Here is a 20,681-nt window from a genome sequence, read left to right as displayed (position 1 = left end):
ATACTCAAACATTATAAATATCTGCCTTGTATTTGGCTAAATTATCACTCGAAGTAAACCATTCGATTGTTTTTTGTAACCCTTCACTGATAGAAAACCTCGGGGCAAACCCGGTTAAATTACGAATTTTACTGTTATCGCACCATAGTCTGGAAACCTCTGATTTTTCCGGCCGCAAACGTTGCTCATCGAGAACAAACTCAACGTTGCTCTGCATGAGCTCTCGAATAAGATTCAGTGTATCGCCAATAGAAATCTCATAGTTTGAGCCAATATTCACAACCTCACCGACAGCCTTATCGCAACGGGCCAACTCGAGGAAACCACGGCAAGTATCTTCAACGTAATTAAAATCGCGTGTTGGAGTCACATCACCTAACTCAATTCGATCCCGGCCACTGGCAATTTGGGAAATAATTGTTGGGATGACTGCACGCGCAGATTGTCTTGGCCCATAGGTATTAAAAGGTCTTGCAATCGTTAATGGCAGATTAAAGGCGTTAAAAAAACTGATTGCCATTGCATCTGCACCAATTTTAGAAGCGCTATAAGGGGATTGCGCTTGTAAAGGATGCTTTTCGTCAATGGGTACGTATCTTGCCGTCCCATAAACTTCACTAGTGGATGTATGGATAATACGCCCAACTTCGTTTTCCAGCGCAGCCTGACAAATATTTAACGTACCTTTAACATTGGTGTCGACGTAACTGTCTGGCGCAACATAAGAATAGGGAATTGCAATTAATGCCGCCAGGTGAAATACAGCATCCACGCCTTTGGTAATGTGTTTACAATAATGAGGATCACGAATATCCCCTGTTAAGACTTCAATATCATTTAAACAATGAATGTCTTCAAGCCAACCCCAATAATTAAATGAGTTATATTGAGAGAGTGCCTTCACTTGGTAACCTTCCCTCACTAATAACTCAGTAAGATGAGATCCGATAAAACCATCAGCACCGGTAACGAGCGCTTTCATCCAACTATCCTCATTTCAAATTCAATTCTTGATAACAAAAATCATGGCACGAAGCAGGGCTCCGGCCATGAACCAATTCAGAACAATAACGTGATTTAGCCAGCTTTGGCGAACTTGCAGTTATTTTTCTGCCAATTCATTTGCACGATTTGTTGCAAAGACTGCTTGCATAAGTACCAATGCCACACCCAGCACAAAACCCAGCGTTAGAGAAAAAGCCAGGATCAAGCGTTTCCTCGGCGCTATAGGGGTATCCGAAAGATCAATATTGCCATCCAGGCGAAACACAGCAACATCCGCAGGGTTTATAGTAATCTTACGTAAAAAATTATATTCACCTTCTAACTTACGCAATTCCGGCGCGAAAGCGTCGTCAGATTGCCGTGCATTGAGGGTATCTATTTCTGCCTTCAGTACTTTGCTGCTACGCCCGAACAACTTGGCGTTCTTCAAAGAACTGGTTTGGGGCGGCAATTTACCCTCTGACTCCATTGCCTGAGCAACATTTAAAGCCTCTTGTAATTGCTTAATGCGATCATAACGTTGTTCTTTTGCTATCTCACGCACGGTATTGATTCTCTGCTCGAAATCATGAGCCAGGCTTTGGTTTTCGCTCTTGACAATGTTAAGCATGTTACTAATTGCATCTTGTTTAACGACATCAATATAACGTTCTACCCATTTCGCTGCTTCTGCAACATTCGTACTTCTGGCTACCACCGTATATTTCATCGGAGATTTCACGTCTTCTTTAACGGTCAAGATACTACTGAAACCTTTATAAAGTGCGTTTAAAGATGCTTTATTGCGTGGTTTAACTGGCAATGTGGGTAAATAGGCTTTATTAAAGAGAGCCCACATACTTGCCTGGGATAACAAGGAAGAGGCAAATACCTGATAAACATCTTTTACCTGGAAAGGTTTTAATAATGAATTCTTGTCATACGAACGGCCATAATTAAAAGGAGCAATATCCCCAGCTGTTGGCGGTACAATATAGGCTTTAGCCTCAAAGACTGGCTGGGTATTCCAAATCTTCAAACATCCAATTGCTGTAGTTAAGACGATGACGAAAAAGATAACCCATTTTTTTTGCCATAACAGGCGCAAGAGTGCTACCACATTAATTTCATCGTTGCTGTAAACTGCCGCAGTTTGCTGTCCTCTCACATTTACTCCTTAAATTCACTAAACCTGATCCTAGGCATTCTCGAACATGTGCGATAGTATCATTCACAACAAAAAAAATCTCGAATTGTCTTATTTTTATACTATTTTGCTGTCTTGCTGCCCTCGTCCGATAAATAATCAAAAAAAATACAGCCATAGCTGTATTACCTATTATAAAATGATTGCCAAACCTTTGGCTCTACAGGATAATTCAAACTCTTTTTGCTGATTTTCATCGTTCGAAACAGGGAAAAGCAGGCCAAAACCCATTTAAGGATGTTATTAATTGATGCGTTTTTCTTGGTTTTACAATTTGTCAGCAATTGCTATAAGGGGTCTCACTCTAGCAGCAAAATTTTTATTAGTAATCTGTTTAGTGCAGTATTTCCAACCCAGCGAACTGGGCTTGTACGGCGTTATGGCCGCGATAGTAGCCTATGCCCTTTTCTTTCTTGGTCTGGAGTTTTATAACTACACATCCAGGACACTGGTAGGCGCTTCCGAAATCGAACAAGTGCTCATCATAAGAGATCAATTCATTCTCTACGCCCTTACCTTTGTCCTGAGCGCCCCGGCTTTTTATATCCTGTTCTATTTGCATCTCGTACCCTATTCCCTGTGTTTCTGGTTTTTCATCCTTATTATATTCGAGCACGCGTCCAACGAGTTGATGAGGATTCTTATTGCCTTGTCTCGCCCTTATTTAGCCAATTTCATTTATTTTCTTCGCCAGGGACTCTGGATCTATATCTTGCTGCCAGTGTTCTATTTTTTTCCTGCCAGCCGCTATTTCAACCTTATTTTTATTGTCTGGATTACAGGGGCAGCCTTTAGTATTTTCATAGGGTTTACAGCCCTCTACAACCTTCCGTGGAAGAGCATGTGGATCCATCCCGTGCGCTGGAAAACAATGTGGCAAGGTTTGAAAGTTTCAAGACCCTTTTTGGTAACCGCATTCTCGGCTTTGAGCCTCCTGTACATAGAGCGCTTTTTTGTGAGTTATTATTGCGGAATGGAAGCCGTTGGAATCTATACCTTTTATGCTGGCCTCAGTGTAACTTTACACAATTTGGTCAATACTGGGGTATCAAAAATGCGGTTGGCACAACTGTTAGCGGCGTGGAAACAAAATGATCGCCAGCTTTTCCATAGTGAAGCAATGCATATGCTTAAATACACGACTGCTTTTGTCCTCGTGTTTTCTGCCTTAAGTATAGCGCTTGTCTACCCCTTCGTGAATCTTATTAATAAATCGGTTTATCTGGCTAATTTGCCTATCTTCTATTTCCTATTGTTTGGTGCTGCCTGTCGCAGCGTCGCCGATGTACCGTTGTATACGCTTTATGCCCAACACAGCGATCGATTGATCCTGTTAATCAATCTTGCTTCTTTTTTTATCATGGTTGTAGGTAATGCCGTTTTAGTGCCAAACTATGGGCTCGTAGGAGCCGCGCTGTCATCAGCCGGTGCAAGTTTGGTTTTATTAGGTTATGCCTTCGTTGTGATGGTTCAAAGAACGATACGCCCTTTCCCACTTTTACAATCTTAATTTGAGGTTACTATGAAAATTTCCATTGTTACCGCATGTTACAATAGCGAAGCAACAATTCGTGACACCTTGCGAACAATTCAAATGCAAACCCATCAAGACATTGAACATATCATCATTGACGGCGGCTCTACTGATGGTACGCTAGAAATTCTTGAAAAAAACCGCGAGCACATTGCCTACCTGACCTCAGAACCCGATAATGGCCTTTATGACGCAATGAATAAAGGCGTCTCAAAAGCAACTGGCGATGTCATTGGCCTCTTGAATTCAGATGATATGCTTGCTAATAAGCATGTGCTTAGTAACGTAGTAAACGCTCTGGCCGATCCTGAAGTAGATGCCTGCTATGGGGATTTGGTTTACGTGAATCAGGATAATATCAATCAGGTAGCGCGCTACTGGCGTTCCAGTCCTTATAATTCAGCCCTCCTTGCCAAAGGATGGATTCCTGCCCACCCCACCTTTTATGCACGTAGGGAAGTTCATGATAACTATGGCATGCTTTTCAATCTGGATTATAAATTAGCCGCTGACTACGAATTGTTATTACGTCTTCTCTTTTCACATAACATCAAGGTCAGCTATATTCCTGAAGTTATGATAAAAATGCGCTTAGGCGGTACTACAAATAAATCGCTAAAAAATATTTTCAATCAAAATAAAGAGATAATGCGCGCCCTGAAGAGCCATAATTACGATTATTCACCAGTGAAAATGGTTTGCAGTAAATTGCTTGATCGTATTCAGCAATACCGCAAAAGAGACGAATATGTCCAATAAGATAATTCTGGTTACTGGTGCGAGCGGCTTTATAGGGCAGGAATTAGTTAAAACTTTGGGCCAAAATGGCTATGAAGTACGAGCCACTGTCCGCTCAGAGTCGGCCTTGCGGTCAGTTTCGCAACTCAAGAAACAGCTGCAACTGGACGAACTGACTATCTATAATTTGGGTGAATTAAGTGCTGAGACCAGTTGGGACAAGGTCATCCAGGGTGTGGATACCATTGTTCATTGTGCAGCAAGAGCCCATATTCTGCGCGAGACAAGTGATAATCCCCTGGAAACCTTTCGGCAAGTCAATTGTCAGGCTACCGAACATTTGGCCAAAGAAGCAAACCGTCTGGGTGTTAAACGCTTTATTTTTATCAGTAGTATCGGTGTTTTAGGAAATGCTAGCCACGCCAATCCTTTTAATGAAAATTCACAGCCCAATCCTCAGGTACCTTATGCCCAAGCCAAATGGGAAGCAGAACAGCGTTTAAAGCAACTCGCTACGTCCATGGATCTGGTTATTATTAGACCACCTCTCGTTTATGGACCAGGGGTTAAAGGTAATTTTGAAAAATTGTTAAATCTTGTCAATAAAGGACTCCCTCTTCCTTTTGGCAAAGTGAAAAACAGACGTCAATTTATTGGGGTTGCCAATCTCACTGATTTTATTGCCAGATGCGTTGAGGACCCTAAAGCAGCTAATCAACTGTTCTTGGTTGCTGATCGGGAAGTAGTCACTACGACTCAATTACTGCAGCAACTCGCCAAAGCCATGGGTAAAAAGACCGTCCTTCTGCCTATACCGCATAACCTGTTGGAATGGGGGTTTCGCCGCATTGGTAAAGCCAAATTGGCCGAGCAATTATTGAATAATTTAGAGATTAATTCTGATAAAGCCAAAACACTTTTAGCCTGGGAACCTCCCTATACGATGAAGGAACAGTTGCAACAAATGGTTGACTACCATATAAAATGATAACGTCGATCGGGCTCTTGGCCCGACATACTCACTTAAGCAACCAGCTTATGTCGGGCTAGGAGCCCGGCCTGCGCAGGATAGGGAGGACACCATGAGCAATCACCATGAAGAGCGCTATGATTTTGAAATAACCGAAGAAGGCTTGGATTACGATATTCTTGATCGATCCTTTAATCCAACTAGCCAGGCATTTATTGAGCGAAATGGGATTAAGCCTGGAATGCGTGTCTTGGATGTTGGTAGTGGTTCAGGTCTTATGACTCACTACCTTTCTCAACAGGTCGGCCAACAGGGTCAGGTCTTATCGGTTGATATCAGCCCCGCACAATTGGCAAGGGCCAAACAATATTGTGATCGGCAAGATGACAAAAATATACTTTTTAAAGAACTTTCTGTCTATGATTTGGATAAACATCATGAGACGTTTGATTTAATATACTGCCGCTTCGTTCTACATCATTTACACAGTCCGCGGGAAGCGATCAAGCTTTTTTATGATCGTTTAAACAAAGGCGGGTTTTATATAGCAGAAGAAGGCATTATTAGTGCAGCCTTTTCCTATCCCCCATCCAAAGCCTGGCATTACAATCGTCAAGACATACCCTCTCCTGATAACGACGTTGATGGTGTACAGCGAGATGGCGACTTTGGTATGAAACTTGTCTATTGGATGAAAAAAAGCGGATTTAAGATAAAAGAGGCTAATCTCATACAACCCCTGTTAACTACAGAGCGCAGCAAAAAACTGCTCCTGGCTGGACATGATGCTTATAAAAATACTGCACTTGCTCAAGGACAAAGTGAAGCAGACTGGGAAGAACAACGACAAGAACTAAACCGCCTGGCAGAAGATGAGTTCACCATTGTTGGTTTTTATCAATCGTGTCAGGTGTGTGGTATTAAATAACGGTGAAAAGTACAAAAAATAATCTTTGCCAATTCTTAATCACGGGTTTCATTGCCTCTCATCTGCGCCAAAGCATCCTTCGCGTAAGCGCTCACGGCGTATGTAAATTTCGTCATTGCCCAGCTTGGCAAAGCAACCCATAACCATGCTTTGTGAGAAATCTGTACTGGCTTGCTTCACGTTTTTCGCAATGACTGAAAAAATAACTTACTCTTCAAAAAACCTTTATAAACCCAGATTATCTCGCTTAAAAACCCGATCTGCGCGATAGCTTGAACGCACCAAAGGACCCGAAGCCACTTCGAAAAATCCTTTTTGTAAACCAATTTCGCGAAATTCAATAAATTTTTCTGGGGTGACGTAACGAGCAACTGGCAAATGATTTTTGGTAGGCTGTAAATATTGTCCCAAGGTTAAGATATCCACTTTTTGTGCTCGCAACTCATCCATTGTCTTGAGAATTTCTTCATCCGTCTCCCCCAGGCCAAGCATCAGGCTGGTTTTTGTTAAAACATCAGGCCGATATTGTTTGGCATAGGCCAAAACATTCAAAGTTTGCCAATAACCGGCACGATTGTCCCTGACAGGATGCGTTAAGCGCTCCACTGTCTCAACATTTTGTGCAAAAACATCCACACCACTATCCAAAAGAACAGCGATATCTTTTTCTATTCCTTGAAAATCGGGAGTTAATGCCTCAATCTTTGTTTTTGGAGTTCGTGCTTTAATGGCCCGGATCGTGTCAGCATAATGTTTGGCGCCACCATCAGCCAGATCATCTCGATTTACTGACGTGAGCACCACGTAATCAAGATTCATAATCGCAACGGTATTAGCCGTATTTTCAGGCTCCTCAGTATCAAGCCAGCCATGCGGATTTCCCGTATCTACAGCACAAAATCGACAGGCTCGCGTACAAACCGCGCCCATCAGCATAATCGTTGCTGTACCATGAGACCAACACTCGGCAATGTTAGGGCATTTTGCTTCCTCACAAACGGTAGCAAGTCTGTGTTTTACAACTTGTTCTTTTACTTGACTGTAAGCAGGTGTAGTCTGATTAACGATACGCAACCATTTAGGCTTGGGCAAACGCTCAGAAGATAACCCGGCCGATTTAACCCCGTCTTTAATAGCAACAAAACCTTGTGGTGTTTTGTATTTTTGGCCGCTTTCAACGACAACTGGAATATCAATTAACTTACTCATACAAAAACTCACCTATCTGAATGCACTGATGATCCCAAATCAACTAGTTTAGATCAAGTTTTTTAATAGTAGGTGATTATTTATAGCTATTGACAACTAAAGTGTTGTTACTTGATTCCGACCACCCAGCTTTGCCTGATCAACTGCTTTGTCTGCCCTGCTCAAAAGTCCTTCCAACTCATCTCCTTGCGTTAAAGTAGTAAGGCCAAAGGAGACTGTCACGTCAATCTTTGTGTTATCATGAAAAAATTGACATTCTTCGATTGCTCTGCGCAGGCTTTCCAGAACCATCGCGGCATGTTTCTGTTGAGTTCTCTCAAATATGAAAATAAATTTTTCACCGCTATAGCGCGCCAAAAAATCAGCACGACGAATGGAGGTTTTAAAAATAGTGGCTATTTCCCGCAGTATCCTATCGCCAGTTAAATGACCATATTTTTCATTGATATCCCGGAAATGATCAATATCTGCCAAAGCAAGCGATAAATCACCAAAGCCCCTTTGCCAACGATAGTAGGCATACGAGATATACTCACAGTACAAAGTACGATTTGGCAGACCCGTTAAGCTATCTCGATTTAAATTAATCTTTTCATTGGATAAGAGATTTTTAATTTCCTCCCCTTTCCGTTCTATTTTAATGAGCTTCTCTTCTAATGCCATCATTTTTTGCTCATTATCTTGCCAACGCTTTTGCTCATTTGCTTTATAGTCTTTCAATTGTTTTTCCATCACGACTAAATTTTCTTGGATTTTATGAGCTAAATCTTCAATGGAGTTAGAGTGGTTAATATGCTGTTTAATTTGTTTAATCTTGATCTTGATCCCAGATTCTAGTTGCTCTGTTTCCTTTAATGCTTGCAAACTCAATTCATTAAGAGTGCCTTTAAGGGCATTAACTTCCATTTGCAACTTGTCGTATTGTTGCTCGTATTGAGTAATTGTCTTAACAACCTTCCTTTTTAACTGCTGATCCATCATGATAGTATCCCTTCAAAGTTGCTGCTTACGTTTCTTTAAGTAGTCGAGTGCCAGCTGGGCATGCGAACCATCACAGAGGGGTGGTTCTTTTGTTTGTTTACAACTACAAAAAAAAATCGTTTCTGTAAGTATAGCCCTATAAGGAACACATTTATCGCCGCAATCCTTTCGATCGCAAAAAGGTTGCTTCTTACTCTTCCCACAACCGCACCAGAAATAAGTTTTTCCCTGCTCCACATCACAAGGAATCGGCAAAAAAGGTGGTTTAGCCATTTTATTCGCCAATATTCATAGCGGTTATATAACTCTAGATAATAAAATCAATTTTAGATAGCGTATTAACGAGTTAAGCACCTCGCTTTGCAGTCAGCCATCCAAGTAATATAGCAACCGCCAACGCCACAAAAGAAATCCAGAGACTTGATAAGCCCTTGGGGTAAAAAATGAAGAAACAGCCAATAATCGTCAAAATCATCCACGATACCTGAGTAATGACCAAACGATGCTTTTCCAGAGACTTTGAGTGGCTCAAAAAAGAAAAAACGACCATTAATACAAACAAAGGCACTAAATAGATCATTTGATAACTAAATTGATAAAGCGCCAGTCTTGTAGATGATACAGGCTGTGCAGCAAGCCACTGTTCAAATACAAGCGCAAAGTTGGGTGTACAGGTTTGCTGATAGGCCTGTATAAACATGGCTGTAAGCACGACTAAAATACCTGTGATATAAATTGGTTTTTCAGTTCTACCCTTAAAATAATTAGAACCCACGTAGGCCAAAAGCCCTAAACCAAGCAAAGCTGCGAAAATAAATAGCCAAGTCCAGGTGTGATAAAACGCAGCAGTATAGGCTTGCTGGATAAAATGTACCAAACCGACTGCCACAATAAATGCAATACCCAGGCTGAATTGGGCTAATTGAGTTGGTGTTAACCACAGAAATGCAAACAAAGCCATTATACAAAATGCTGCACAAGGATTTAAGGCATCCGTTAAAGCCATCATAGGAATAAAAAGGGCCGGAGAAGGCTTGTAATCAATGCTCATATCGTACCAACTCGCGGTCGCCCACTGTTTCAGCAGATTGCGAGTTAACGGTGTTAATTGCTCCGCTGCAACAATTTGCTGATGGCAATAATTCAAAGCCCGCAATAACACCTTACCGCTATTTTCCGCGCTATCAAATCCCACCCAGCGAGAATCGCAAAAAAATATGGCTGGCATAGCAAAACTATCCACCTGTTGTTGTTGCAATCGCTGATTAAAAAACGCTAACGCTACTTTATCTTCGTTGATAATATAACGATGGACTTCGATCCAGGATTCCTTTGCTTCCAACGTATGAAAAAATTCATCTGCCTTCTTACAATGAGGGCAAGAAGATGAAAGAAACAGCTCGACCCGCAGTTTGACTTGCTTGTTTTTATCCAGACTAAACCAGGCAGGCGAAGCTCTCTCAGCAAATCCAATCGAAACAGAACAAAAAAGAAGTGCGCTCAAAATAATTTTTAATGCGATCCGCATGTTCATTCCTTCATTTGCAATAATGTCATCACTATACAACTCATCTTGTTAAGTTGTACATTAAGTTCTATCTTCAAATCCAGCTCTTATAAAGGCAAGGATATTTTATGATTACAAGAATGTTAAGCGTTGTCTTCGGATTATTTCTCCCGCTCCTCGCCGAAGCAGCTATACCAGAATGCCAGGTTATAGAACAACAGAACATCAAAACACTCCCCCTGGCTGTAATGACCAGCTATATTCAAATGTTTATTTTTGAACAGAGTAGCGTTCCAGCGCTCATGATTGGAATTATTTCTGGCAATGAAAGAGCAGTGATTAGTTGTGGTGAAACAGTAAAAAATAATGGCCAACGTCCCAAGATGAATACCGTATGGCCTATTGGCTCAGTTTCCAAGGTGTTTACTACGCAAATGCTCGCCAACATGGTCAATCAGGGTGCTGTACGACTTAATACGCCTATTGACAGTTTGCTCAACGGATCAGGAAAACAAATACATCCAATCACCTTGCTGGATTTAGCAACCCATAGTTCTGGTTTTCCGCGGCAGTTACCAACTCTTCCGGAGGATAATGATTATCAAACTAATTATCCCTACGACATGCCCCAATTCCTCAGTTGGTATGAAAGTTATAAACCCACTTATGCCCCTGGAACCCATTACCTTTATTCCAATGTTGCTTTCGGCCTACTGGGTCAATTACTAGCAAAAGAAATGCATACTAATTATGGCAACTTACTACAACTACTCATTAGTAAACCACTCAAATTAGTCGATACCACGGTCACCTTATCCCCAGAACAGACCCAACGTAAAATAGCCAGTTATTGGCTCAATGGCGATTTGATTAAAAAAGATTGGGAATTTCGTTTTGAACAACCCAGTGGTGGAATTTATTCAACAATGGCTGATTTGTTAAAGTTCACCCGTTATCAATTGAGTAAATCACCAGCAGCTCTACAAGATACGATTCTTGCCCAGGCTAGCTATGTTTATCAATCCCAATTTGATAATCCCCTGGATTTTGGTAAAGATGCCATGGCACTAGGCTGGACCGTCGATTTTCCAGCCCAGGGTCTTCCCGTCCAACTGACCAAAAATGGTTGGGTCAATGGTGTCACTAGTCATATCCAACTCACTCCCAGTGCTGAAATTGGTCTCATTTCATTCACGAATAAACCCTATCTCAATATTAATTTTGATCTGAAAAAGCTTGCCAGCATGATCCTGGCCGCAAGGACAAAACCAATTACCGAAGCGAATTAGTTGGGTTATCGAAATAGATCGCATGAAGACGCGAATGCCGGATTTATCCGGCATTATGTAGCAGTACAAGTTGATGAATTCTAATAAGAGGTCTGAATATAATTTTCAAGGTGTTCAATGACGCGTGTTTTGTCTTCAAGTACATGAAACAACAAATCACCAATTGAAAGAATAGCAACCAGATTACCCTGTTCAGCGACTAGAACATGGCGTCTCTTTGTCTTGGTAATGGTTTCCATAGCCAACTCAATAGGGTCAAATAAATTTAAGACACTCACATCCGAATAAAGTACATCGGCTGCAGTTGCTTTTTTAGGATCCAACCCCCGGAACAGACAAGATCTAATGATATCTCGCTCTGTCACCATTCCCAGAAGATTAGAATTTGTATCATCATCCAATACAACAAGGGCACCAATATTATCGTTAGTCATCATTTCAACGCACTGGGTTACTGTGACATAAGGATGAACATAAGCAATAGGACGCCTTGGTTGTGGCAAAGCGGAAAAAATTAGGTCGGCCATGACTCGCTCCCTGAAAGAATGTTGTAATTTAAATCTCTCATCCGCCTACTTTGTTCTACCAACAAAAATAGATTGAGCAACGTATCAGATACTGTTTAAATATAGCACAAATAGTGTCTGGACATTCTATGCGCAACAGTCTCTACGGGAACAAACACAACATACGTTACTCTAAGAGCGGGTTCTGTTAATTTCTGTCTTGGTTTTATGACTAGTCAGTCCAAATCAGTCACACTCGCAAAATCAATAAAGATGCCCTTTTTAAGATCAACATGATAATATTCGCGCACTTTGAGCTTAAATTAACTTCCCACTATGACTACAATCAAAATTGCTCCTACCAATAATCCATTTGTCGTCAAGTTATCTTTAGATTTAAAAAGTTACTGTGAAGCTTACATGAAGCATGCAGCCGAACCGGCTAATCAAGAGTTATTCACCCAATTTAAAAAGCTTCGCACCCTGATTGGGGAGACCTTAACTGGCGTAGGTGGAGCATTGCACTGGCCTGCTATCAAAGCATTATGGGCTAAGCCAGCCCAAGAAAGAGGTTTTGATTTTTTAAACGCAAACTACCAGGAGCCTGCTCCACTGGTTATTGATACACTTGATCGTTTTTTTATTGAGCTCTTGAAAAATAGTGTTGATGCCATTTTAAAGAATTATGTAGACAATCAGCAATCCACGACTCAATTGGAAATGAGTATTGAACTTGACTTGAATGACAAGGACGCTGTTTCAGTAGTTATTAAAGACAATAGCGGTGGCTTTCCCAATAATTATATCCAAAATTTTCCTGCCTATATTGCAAATCATGATTACAAAAAGCGCAGCCTTAGCAGTGCAGAGCATGCCAATACCTTCACTTCAAGCAAAGATAAGATAGCGCATTATTATTTTGGGGGTGCCGGAAAAGGACTGGCAATTATCTTGAATCTCTTGTTAACGGGTCATTTACTAGAAGGGCCAAACCAATCAAAGGCTCTCTATGATGTAGCAGAAAACGCCACTGCCGTTTCTATTGAAAATTGTACACGAGGAGCTAAGGTCGTGGGTGCACAGCTAAAATTTACTTCGCCGGTGATTCCTTTTTCACCCCCTTTAGCGCCTCTCAGTAACGAGAAAGCAGCTCAGGACGTTTTGCCACTTCTACTCCCGACACTGAACACGCGAAAAATGTCAGAAGCCTCTATATTACCCGTAGCGGAGTCAAGACGGGATTTAACAGCAGCAAATGAATTAATGGCTCAGGATCCTGTCCCGTCTATATCTCTCAAGAAGTTAACCATTTCAGACTCACTTGGCATAACCTTTTTAGCGCCACCAGTAACCAGAAAGAAGCTCACTATCGAATTACCGGACGACCGTACTGTAGCATCGCAAGTTGAGACAGCCCAAATTATCCCAGTAATTTAGCTATACTTTTAATTACATAGACCATGCTTGGATGCCATCATGAAGAAACTTGTTCCACTACTAGTAGTCTTTTTGCCCGTTATCCTGTTGAGTAGTTGCACCATTTACCAAAGTAGTGGCCCAGCCTATGATCCTATCGCTGTTGGTTATTATGAAAATGGCTCTTACATCGATAACGGTTACTACGCTGGTTATGGATATAATGAACCTAATAAGTGGTATGGCGTCTCTTACCCTGATGGATATAACAACAGCATTTGGTATGCTCACTAGGGTGCATTAGTCATAAGTGAGAATGTCGGGCCAAGGGGCCCGACTTAGTTAGATAACCGATTAGATCTTAGCTTACTACGCGCCAAGAACCATCCGCTTGTCGGCAAGCTTTGCCATAGATTTGTTGCGCTTTACCACCAATAATTGCTTTTGTAATGTATTCGCGGCAAGGTTGTTGATTCGTATAATATGTTCTTGTCGGCTGAACAGTATAACGATTACCAGTATCCGGGTTTTGCCAATTTACTGCTCGTCCTGTTGGTGCAGTTTCCAACGCCTTTTGCATTTCCAAGCGATCAAGACGATCCATGGTGCGGCCAATATTACCACCCAGATAAGCTCCTAATAATGCGCCACCAGCAGCTGCAGCAACTTTGCCTGAACCACTACCGAACTGGCTACCAATAAGACCGCCAACAACACCCCCTGTCACCGTTCCTATTCCCTCATTGTTTACTTGGGCACAACCAGTCATAAACACTGATAGGGAGAGTGATACCAACGCTAATTTTTTCATGCGAATTCACCTGCGTAATCGTTGTAAAATCGGTTGCCATTCTACCATCACGTATAGATATTATCCACAACCACAATAGGGGTTGTTTACATTTCGCTCGCTTAAGGGCTTATCGCTTGATGTTCGAGCAGCGAAGCACAAATCATTAAGCTATAAGAAATGCAAACAGCCCCTAATGCTATAACAATTTATCCTGACGTACTCGCGGAGAAAATTGACATAGCAATTCGTAAGCAATAGTACCAGCTGACAACGCAATAGTCTCTACCGCGATATGTTGCCCCCACAACTCAACCAGATCACCAATATTTACTTCTGCACAATCGGTTAAATCAACAGTTAGCATATCCATCGATACCCGACCAATAATGGGAGCTTGATAGCCGTTTATCCAAACCGGAGTATTTTGCGCGATATGGCGAGGATAACCATCACCATAGCCTACCGCCACTACACCTACAACAGAGGGTCTCGCTGTTTGCCAAGTGCCACCATAACCAATTCTGGCCTGAGCCGGATAATGGTGGATAGCACTGATTGCTGAAACAAAGCGCATGACTGGCATTAACCCCAATTCCTGGCCAGTTTTATTTCCAAATGGAGACACGCCATAGAGCATGATGCCAGGCCGCACGATGTCTTCGTGGGTTTCAGGTAACGTCAGTATGGCAGCAGAATTACTGATACTGCGTAGTATGTTTAATGGTGGTAAATCAAGTTCTTTGTAGAGCCGCAATTGATTTTGGTTACTTGGATGGTCCGGTTCATCAGCACAGGCAAGATGAGTCATTAAACCAATTTCATCATCAACCCAGGGACAATTATGCAAAGCATTCATGACGTCGTAGATATCGCCAGGTGCAAAACCCAGGCGATGCATACCGGTATTCACTTTAACCCATACTTTGATTTTAGAAGGCAGCGGCGTGGCCAATAACCACTGTAACTGATGCGGTTGATGCAACACACATTGAAAGTGATGCGCCGCAACTGTATATAACTCATCTGCACTGAATACCCCTTGAAAGAGTACACAATCACTACGCACCCCTAAAGCACGAATAGCCATTGCCTCTTCCAGGCAAGCAACACCAAAAGCATGGACCTGCCCTTCAAGTACAGGTACTACCGCTGGTATACCGCAACCATAAGCATTCGCTTTAACCATCGCGATAACCCTGGCATTGGGCGCATGATGCTTAACTTGATTCAAATTATGTATAAGCGCTGTTGAGTCAATTTGAACTCGAGTAGGCCTAGCCACGTTAATCTACCCCTTGGTAACCATTAAAAGCCAAATCTTCAAAACGCGTGTATTTACCAAGAAAGGCAACACGAACTTTGCCAATCGGACCATTACGTTGTTTGGCAATAATAATTTCCGCCACCCCTTTATCAGGGCTATCTTCATTATAAACTTCATCACGATAGATAAAGCAGATTAAATCGGCGTCTTGTTCAATCGCACCCGATTCACGCAGATCAGACATCACTGGCCTTTTATCATGACGCTGCTCCAAACTACGATTAAGCTGCGACAAGGCAACAACTGGAACTTCCAATTCTTTTGCCAATGATTTTAGACTCCGTGAAATTTCTGAAATCTCTGCCGTACGATTATCCGCTTTGAAACCAGGCACCTTCATTAACTGGAGATAATCCACGACTATCAGCCCCAAGCGACCATGCTCTTTGGCTAAACGCCGCGCGCGAGTTCGCATTTCCGCTGGACTTAGTGCCGGCGTATCATCAATAAAGAGAGGCGCTTCAGATAACATATGCACAGCAGACGTAACACGCGGCCAGTCATCATCATCTAACTTACCAGTACGAATGCGATGTTGATCAATGCGTCCCAGCGATGACATCATCCGCATGGCAAGCGAATCGGCAGGCATCTCCATGGAGAAAACCAATACCGGCCTCCCGGATTTGATCGCTGCATGTTCAGCCATATTCATGACCAGGGTTGTTTTACCCATCGAAGGCCGACCTGCGACAATAACCAGATCAGAAGGTTGTAAACCTGAAGTCATTTCGTCAAGATCACTGAGTCCTGTTGCCAGTCCAGTGAGCGCATCGCCATTGTGATAAAGTGTATCAATTTTCTCCACTGCTTTCGCAAGAATTGATTTAATATTTTCAGGTCCTTTATCACCACCCGTTTGTTCCGCAATAGCAAAGACCTTCGTTTCAGCAAAATCAAGGAGTTCAGTGACTTCTCTTTCACCTGGATTATAAGCCGCATCGGCAATTTGTCCGGCAACAGCAATTAATTGGCGTTGCACTGATTTCTCACGCACGATATCTGCATAAGCAGAGACATTGGCTACGCTGGGGGTATTATTAGCCAACTCAAAGAGATAGGTTTCGCTACCGGCATCATCCAGTTCATTGTTTGACTTTAGGGTATCCAAGAGCGTGACAACATCAAAAGGATGTTCTTTTTTCGCCAATTCGGTAATGGCACGATAAAGAATGCGGTGTTCGGTGCGATAAAAATCTGCCTCGCATAATTTTGTATTCACATTATCCCAAACCTGATTATCAAGCATCAAGCCTCCGATAATGGCTTGCTCAGCCTCTGCCGAATGAGGAGGACGCTTCAATGGATCCACTGCCGTATTTTTTCGTGTTTGTACTTCTGCCATGATTTTGGTAAACCGCTATAATTTGAGAATTATTTGTAATATCAAACAAAAAAAGACACACTTTAGTGTGTCTTTTTAAACATTAAGATTATAAAAAGGACAAAATTTTGCTAAAACTACCTTCTCAGCGAACCCAAACTTGAGTACGGCCAAGTACTGAAACACCAATATAACCTCTTACATAAAGCTTATTGCCTTTCAGAGTCATCTTGGCACGGTAGATTTTACCGGTTTTTGGATCAAGGATTTGACCACCATCCCATTCACCATTCCCTTTGTCCTTTAATCCCCATACAATTTGCAATCCTTTGATAGGTTTGTCTTTAAAGCCACCTGGGCATTTTGAACAAATCCCTGTATCGCCTGGTTGTGGGTAAACATTCACAATAGTACCACTAAGTGTGTTTCCAGACACGTTAATACGAACAACTGCTCTTTTCTTGCCTGTTTTATCATCGATTGTTGTCCATGTTCCAGCAGGTGATTGCGCCAGGGCAACAGGTATAAATAATACCGTAAGAATCAATGCTAAAAACGCCTTCCATTGTCTCATGAGTTTTCTCCATAAATTTTCTCATATGCTAGAATAGGCTATGATGTGAAGCTTTGCAATCAGCGATTTAGTTTTTATGGTTTAGGTAATGGCATAAAAAATTGTTCAACATCACTATCAGTCAAGGTGCTCATAGCACTCGACTTGTCAGATAGAATCCCATCAAATAGTTGTCTTTTTTTCGCTTGCATTGCCAAAATGGCTTCTTCGACAGTACCCGCAGTAATTAATTTATAAACAAACACTGGATTTTCCTGGCCTATACGATGACTTCTGTCCGTAGCTTGATCCTCAACAGCTGGATTCCACCAGGGATCATAATGAATTACTGTATCAGCGCGGGTTAAATTCAAACCAGTACCACCGGCTTTCAAACTGATCAAAAAAATAGGAATCTTCCCTTGTTGAAAAGTATTGACCAACGCTTGCCGATTTTGAGTTTGCCCGGTTAGCTTCAGATAAGAGTAATCTCTTTCAATGAGTTGCTCTTCTATCAATTTGAGCATGGAAGTAAATTGTGAGAAAACTAAAACCCGTCGCCCTTCATCCATTAAACTCTCCAATAACTCCATCAAGGTATCTAATTTGGCTGAAGTCCCATGCGCAATCTCAGCGCCTGGCATTGACAACAATTTTGGATCACAACAAACCTGTCTTAGCTTAAGTAAGGCATCAAGAAGGACTATCTGACTTTTGCTCATTCCCTTTTTAGCGATGGCTTCTCGTACTTTTTTCTCCATACTCATCCGGATTGCTTCATACAGATCACGTTGAGCACCAGTTAACTCAATCGTCCGAGTCATTTCCGTTTTATCAGGTAACTCACTGGCAACCTGGTTTTTAGTACGGCGCAACATAAAAGGTTGGACCCGTTTGGCTAATAGCGCTCGCCTCTCCATATCGGCCTGCTTCTCAATGGGTGTTTTAAAAAACTGCCTAAACTGTTTGGCATCGCCTAATAACCCAGGCATTAAAAAATGAAAGAGAGACCATAATTCACCGAGGTGATTTTCCAAAGGGGTGCCCGACAAACAAAGTCTATGTTCTGCTTGAATCTGCTGGATTATTTGCGTTGTTTTAGTGCGTGCATTTTTGATTGATTGTGCTTCATCAAGAATAAGGTAATAAAAAGGATAATCAATAAAACGCGATTTATCCCGCTGAATCAATCCATAAGTCGAAATAATTAAATCATAATCATCAAACACATCCTCATGGCGTTCAAGACCATGAAATACCAAAACGTTTAATTCTGGCGTAAAACGCTTTGCTTCTTCATACCAATTACCGACAAGACTCGTTGGCGCAACAATTAAACTGGCATTGGTTAAACGCCCCTCCTCTTTCTCAACTTGCAGATGAGCTAAAGTCTGTACCGTTTTACCTAACCCCATATCATCAGCTAATACCCCGCCAAAACGACACACACGTAAAAATTGCAACCAATTCAATCCTTGATGCTGGTAATCGCGCAAAAGAGTACGCAAACCTTTTGGTGATTCAACCATTGGCAAGCCAGCCAATGTCACTAATTGCCGCAGCTGTTCCCTAAATTTTTCACCACCTTGCCAACGAGCAGACACGGCCGTCATTGCCCGCTCTGTTTCTTGCATCAGGATTAATTGATAACGGTTTATCTGTAAGGGTTGGGCATCTCTGATATGACGAGTACCATACTGCAAAAGAAAACGGATCAATGGTTTGATTCGTCCCAGGGTCACCTGTAAGGCCTTCCCATCTGGTAGACGCAATCTCACTTTTTCATCGTCTGGCAAATTATCAATACTATCTTTATCAAATCGATCAATAAGCTCAGCGACCAGAGGTACAATACTGACCTGTTTTCCATCGACTAGAATACCTAATTGGTATGAAAAAAAATCATTCCCTCGTTCAGCCAGCTCAGAAAACCATTCCACCTCATTAGCATCAACAATTTCTTCATAAAAAGGATGGGCAAACTCGATTTCCCATCCTTTCGTTTTTAACAGGGGAATAACCTGATTGTATAAACGGGGTAAATCATCCGTGTTGCTATAATGAGCCAATATTTTTTCATCACGTAATTCATAAGGAGAATGCAATTTCTCACTAAAAGTTGCACTACGAAGTTTAAGAATTTGCTCTACTTCATTATTTTTTTCTTTCTCTTCAACCAAATCACGCTGGATAGCAACCAAACGTCCATTCTCTTCCCGCACCACGGTAGGACAAACATCGTCAATTTTTACTCTTACCCCTTCGTAATCAAAAAGCACATCAATCACTAAAAGAATCGGATGTAGATTTTGATCTGCCGCCGAAGAAACGTCTAACTCGATTGCATCAAAAATGAGCACAGGTTTGGGTTTAACACTACGAACCTCTTTATAGTCGTAAATTTTAGGCAGGGGTAACTGCGGGTAAGTTTCAGCAATTTTCATCGCGACCGCTGAAGCCTGGTGCAAACCAACGACAGGGAGATTTACTATGTTTTTTAATTCGCCAAGACTATAGGGACTATTTAAAGAACCCATGACATGGTTCTCTTCATCAAAATACAAAAGCCTATCAAGCAATAAAGGGAGTACTTGTTGACCATTAACCTCTAAAACCAAATGCTGTTGGCCTGTCGCCTCTAATTGCCAACAAAAATTGGCATCCAACCGCTCGCCCAGGGTTACCGAGGGTTCCTCATCCGTATTGAGATAAGCTCTTCCAGTAGCCAGAATTTTCTCTATTAAATCACTGTTACGAATAGTTAAGCGTTCGAACCCACCCTGAACTGCACATTTCACCAGTAAAGAAGTGATAATTTCATTATCCTCTGCCGCGAAGTGTTGTTTTTTCCCCTCTGATATACTATTGAGGATTATTTTTTTGCCTACCCCTCCTTTTTTAAGGCGTTTTGCGATTGCCAGTCTTATCACCATTCGATGTTCATGGCCGCCAAACTGTGGTTCAAGCAAATAAATAATCTCATGTGAGCTGTCTGCCGGCGTTTTTTTTACTTCTTTTTCACGTAAAGTGGTTAACCAGGTATTTAATGATTGCTCACGCTTATTCCCTGAGGGAGCAGGAATTTCGTAGTTTTCCCTCACTTGTAAAGCAAACAGGCTGGCTGCGGCATGCTTACAATTAGTCTTATATTGACAACTGCAGTGAGCCGGTTTTGCCGGCCAGGTTTTCAGATCGATATGAACATCATAAATCTGGCCAGAATGCCCTTTTACACGTGCTTTCAGCAAACCATCACTGAGACGAATATTGAGTACATGTGCTTTTTGTTGGTACTCTTGACCATGCATCAACACGGCAGGTAAAAAAACATCAGCCATCCGTGATAATGCTTCTTTTAGCATAGGCGATCTTCTATAACAAAACTTGAACGCGATATTATACCGAAGTTGGCTTATTT

At 41.8% G+C, this 20,681-nt stretch carries 20 protein-coding genes; 7 read left to right on the top strand and 13 right to left on the bottom strand.

Going from position 1 to position 20,681, the window contains the following annotated elements:
* Window positions 1–4: 4 nt before the first annotated feature.
* Together DYC89_RS05325 and DYC89_RS05320 are read right to left on the bottom strand one after the other, a co-directional pair.
* Window positions 5–982 carry an NAD-dependent 4,6-dehydratase LegB gene (locus DYC89_RS05325; protein ID WP_115220833.1) on the bottom strand — a complete coding sequence of 326 codons (978 nt, stop codon included), beginning with the start codon at window positions 980–982 and terminating at the stop codon, window positions 5–7.
* A 120-nt stretch (window positions 983–1,102) separates the two neighbouring features.
* The gene (locus tag DYC89_RS05320) at window positions 1,103–2,152 is read right to left on the bottom strand and encodes a Wzz/FepE/Etk N-terminal domain-containing protein (protein WP_115220832.1); all 1,050 of its coding nucleotides are present in this window, start codon (window positions 2,150–2,152) and stop codon (window positions 1,103–1,105) included.
* A 286-nt stretch (window positions 2,153–2,438) separates the two neighbouring features.
* Between DYC89_RS05320 and DYC89_RS05310 the strand changes: the two genes are divergently transcribed.
* The 4 genes from DYC89_RS05310 to DYC89_RS05295 all read left to right on the top strand — a co-directional run bounded on the left by DYC89_RS05310 (window position 2,439) and on the right by DYC89_RS05295 (window position 6,361).
* Window positions 2,439–3,701, top strand: a complete 1,263-nt coding sequence (locus DYC89_RS05310) for a lipopolysaccharide biosynthesis protein (protein ID WP_147285478.1) — start codon at window positions 2,439–2,441, stop codon at window positions 3,699–3,701.
* A gap of 12 nt (window positions 3,702–3,713) precedes the next feature.
* A complete protein-coding gene (locus DYC89_RS05305) occupies window positions 3,714–4,484 on the top strand; it encodes a glycosyltransferase family 2 protein (protein ID WP_115220829.1) in 771 nt (256 codons plus the stop codon).
* The gene (locus tag DYC89_RS05300; protein WP_115220828.1) at window positions 4,474–5,451 is read left to right on the top strand and encodes an SDR family NAD(P)-dependent oxidoreductase; all 978 of its coding nucleotides are present in this window, start codon (window positions 4,474–4,476) and stop codon (window positions 5,449–5,451) included. Before DYC89_RS05305 ends, DYC89_RS05300 begins: the two co-directional genes overlap by 11 nt.
* Before the next feature lie 94 nt (window positions 5,452–5,545).
* Entirely contained in the window at window positions 5,546–6,361 is an 816-nt protein-coding gene (locus DYC89_RS05295; protein ID WP_115220827.1) for a class I SAM-dependent methyltransferase, read from the top strand.
* Window positions 6,362–6,409: 48 nt separating this feature from the next.
* On the opposite strand, the gene DYC89_RS16830 is transcribed toward DYC89_RS05295, so the two are convergent.
* From DYC89_RS16830 to DYC89_RS05275, 5 genes are all read right to left on the bottom strand, one after another.
* On the bottom strand, window positions 6,410–6,541 hold the full coding sequence (locus tag DYC89_RS16830; RefSeq protein ID WP_281271378.1) for a hypothetical protein: 132 nt from the start codon (window positions 6,539–6,541) through the stop codon (window positions 6,410–6,412).
* 45 nt (window positions 6,542–6,586) lie between these two features.
* The gene (gene lipA, locus DYC89_RS05290; protein ID WP_115220826.1) at window positions 6,587–7,570 is read right to left on the bottom strand and encodes a lipoyl synthase; all 984 of its coding nucleotides are present in this window, start codon (window positions 7,568–7,570) and stop codon (window positions 6,587–6,589) included.
* 96 nt (window positions 7,571–7,666) lie between these two features.
* Entirely contained in the window at window positions 7,667–8,551 is an 885-nt protein-coding gene (locus DYC89_RS05285; protein ID WP_115220825.1) for a GGDEF domain-containing protein, read from the bottom strand.
* A gap of 12 nt (window positions 8,552–8,563) precedes the next feature.
* Entirely contained in the window at window positions 8,564–8,824 is a 261-nt protein-coding gene (locus tag DYC89_RS05280; RefSeq protein WP_115220824.1) for a CDGSH iron-sulfur domain-containing protein, read from the bottom strand.
* A gap of 73 nt (window positions 8,825–8,897) precedes the next feature.
* Window positions 8,898–10,079 carry a hypothetical protein gene (locus DYC89_RS05275; RefSeq protein WP_115220823.1) on the bottom strand — a complete coding sequence of 394 codons (1,182 nt, stop codon included), beginning with the start codon at window positions 10,077–10,079 and terminating at the stop codon, window positions 8,898–8,900.
* Between the two features lie 107 nt (window positions 10,080–10,186).
* Between DYC89_RS05275 and DYC89_RS05270 the strand changes: the two genes are divergently transcribed.
* Entirely contained in the window at window positions 10,187–11,347 is a 1,161-nt protein-coding gene (locus DYC89_RS05270) for a serine hydrolase (RefSeq protein WP_115220822.1), read from the top strand.
* Between the two features lie 80 nt (window positions 11,348–11,427).
* On the opposite strand, the gene DYC89_RS05265 is transcribed toward DYC89_RS05270, so the two are convergent.
* Window positions 11,428–11,874, bottom strand: a complete 447-nt coding sequence (locus DYC89_RS05265; protein ID WP_115220821.1) for a CBS domain-containing protein — start codon at window positions 11,872–11,874, stop codon at window positions 11,428–11,430.
* A gap of 399 nt (window positions 11,875–12,273) precedes the next feature.
* On the opposite strand from DYC89_RS05265, the gene DYC89_RS05260 reads away from it, so the two are divergent.
* Both DYC89_RS05260 and DYC89_RS05255 read left to right on the top strand, forming a co-directional pair.
* Complete coding sequence (locus tag DYC89_RS05260; protein ID WP_147285477.1) at window positions 12,274–13,290, top strand: hypothetical protein; 1,017 nt, start codon at window positions 12,274–12,276, stop codon at window positions 13,288–13,290.
* Between the two features lie 39 nt (window positions 13,291–13,329).
* Complete coding sequence (locus tag DYC89_RS05255) at window positions 13,330–13,563, top strand: hypothetical protein (RefSeq protein ID WP_115220819.1); 234 nt, start codon at window positions 13,330–13,332, stop codon at window positions 13,561–13,563.
* Window positions 13,564–13,630: 67 nt separating this feature from the next.
* On the opposite strand, the gene DYC89_RS05250 is transcribed toward DYC89_RS05255, so the two are convergent.
* The 5 genes from DYC89_RS05250 to DYC89_RS05230 all read right to left on the bottom strand — a co-directional run bounded on the left by DYC89_RS05250 (window position 13,631) and on the right by DYC89_RS05230 (window position 20,625).
* The gene (locus DYC89_RS05250) at window positions 13,631–14,080 is read right to left on the bottom strand and encodes an RT0821/Lpp0805 family surface protein (RefSeq protein WP_115220818.1); all 450 of its coding nucleotides are present in this window, start codon (window positions 14,078–14,080) and stop codon (window positions 13,631–13,633) included.
* A 178-nt stretch (window positions 14,081–14,258) separates the two neighbouring features.
* A complete protein-coding gene (gene alr, locus DYC89_RS05245; protein WP_115220817.1) occupies window positions 14,259–15,344 on the bottom strand; it encodes an alanine racemase in 1,086 nt (361 codons plus the stop codon).
* A 1-nt stretch (window position 15,345) separates the two neighbouring features.
* Window positions 15,346–16,731: a replicative DNA helicase gene (dnaB, locus tag DYC89_RS05240; RefSeq protein ID WP_115220816.1), complete on the bottom strand. Its 1,386-nt coding sequence runs from the start codon at window positions 16,729–16,731 to the stop codon at window positions 15,346–15,348.
* Between the two features lie 124 nt (window positions 16,732–16,855).
* Window positions 16,856–17,284, bottom strand: a complete 429-nt coding sequence (locus DYC89_RS05235; protein WP_115220815.1) for a DUF2147 domain-containing protein — start codon at window positions 17,282–17,284, stop codon at window positions 16,856–16,858.
* Window positions 17,285–17,358: 74 nt separating this feature from the next.
* Window positions 17,359–20,625: a DEAD/DEAH box helicase gene (locus DYC89_RS05230; RefSeq protein ID WP_115220814.1), complete on the bottom strand. Its 3,267-nt coding sequence runs from the start codon at window positions 20,623–20,625 to the stop codon at window positions 17,359–17,361.
* Window positions 20,626–20,681 lie beyond the last annotated feature (56 nt).

Origin of the sequence: Legionella donaldsonii (assembly GCF_900452385.1) — a bacterium.
Lineage (GTDB): Bacteria > Pseudomonadota > Gammaproteobacteria > Legionellales > Legionellaceae > Tatlockia > Tatlockia donaldsonii.
This window is presented reverse-complemented; position numbering and strand designations above follow the sequence as displayed.

What these genes read in the sequence shown, in the direction of transcription:
- DYC89_RS05325 (WP_115220833.1), bottom strand. Translation starts at nt 982, where the DNA reads ATGAAAGCGCTCGTTACCGGTGCTGATGGTTTTATCGGATCTCATCTT.
- DYC89_RS05305 (WP_115220829.1), top strand. Translation starts at nt 3,714, where the DNA reads ATGAAAATTTCCATTGTTACCGCATGTTACAATAGCGAAGCAACAATT.
- DYC89_RS05300 (WP_115220828.1), top strand. Translation starts at nt 4,474, where the DNA reads ATGTCCAATAAGATAATTCTGGTTACTGGTGCGAGCGGCTTTATAGGG.
- DYC89_RS05295 (WP_115220827.1), top strand. Translation starts at nt 5,546, where the DNA reads ATGAGCAATCACCATGAAGAGCGCTATGATTTTGAAATAACCGAAGAA.
- lipA (WP_115220826.1), bottom strand. Translation starts at nt 7,570, where the DNA reads ATGAGTAAGTTAATTGATATTCCAGTTGTCGTTGAAAGCGGCCAAAAA.
- DYC89_RS05285 (WP_115220825.1), bottom strand. Translation starts at nt 8,551, where the DNA reads ATGATGGATCAGCAGTTAAAAAGGAAGGTTGTTAAGACAATTACTCAA.
- DYC89_RS05280 (WP_115220824.1), bottom strand. Translation starts at nt 8,824, where the DNA reads ATGGCTAAACCACCTTTTTTGCCGATTCCTTGTGATGTGGAGCAGGGA.
- DYC89_RS05275 (WP_115220823.1), bottom strand. Translation starts at nt 10,079, where the DNA reads ATGCGGATCGCATTAAAAATTATTTTGAGCGCACTTCTTTTTTGTTCT.
- DYC89_RS05270 (WP_115220822.1), top strand. Translation starts at nt 10,187, where the DNA reads ATGATTACAAGAATGTTAAGCGTTGTCTTCGGATTATTTCTCCCGCTC.
- DYC89_RS05265 (WP_115220821.1), bottom strand. Translation starts at nt 11,874, where the DNA reads ATGGCCGACCTAATTTTTTCCGCTTTGCCACAACCAAGGCGTCCTATT.
- DYC89_RS05260 (WP_147285477.1), top strand. Translation starts at nt 12,274, where the DNA reads ATGAAGCATGCAGCCGAACCGGCTAATCAAGAGTTATTCACCCAATTT.
- DYC89_RS05255 (WP_115220819.1), top strand. Translation starts at nt 13,330, where the DNA reads ATGAAGAAACTTGTTCCACTACTAGTAGTCTTTTTGCCCGTTATCCTG.
- DYC89_RS05250 (WP_115220818.1), bottom strand. Translation starts at nt 14,080, where the DNA reads ATGAAAAAATTAGCGTTGGTATCACTCTCCCTATCAGTGTTTATGACT.
- dnaB (WP_115220816.1), bottom strand. Translation starts at nt 16,731, where the DNA reads ATGGCAGAAGTACAAACACGAAAAAATACGGCAGTGGATCCATTGAAG.
- DYC89_RS05235 (WP_115220815.1), bottom strand. Translation starts at nt 17,284, where the DNA reads ATGAGACAATGGAAGGCGTTTTTAGCATTGATTCTTACGGTATTATTT.
- DYC89_RS05230 (WP_115220814.1), bottom strand. Translation starts at nt 20,625, where the DNA reads ATGCTAAAAGAAGCATTATCACGGATGGCTGATGTTTTTTTACCTGCC.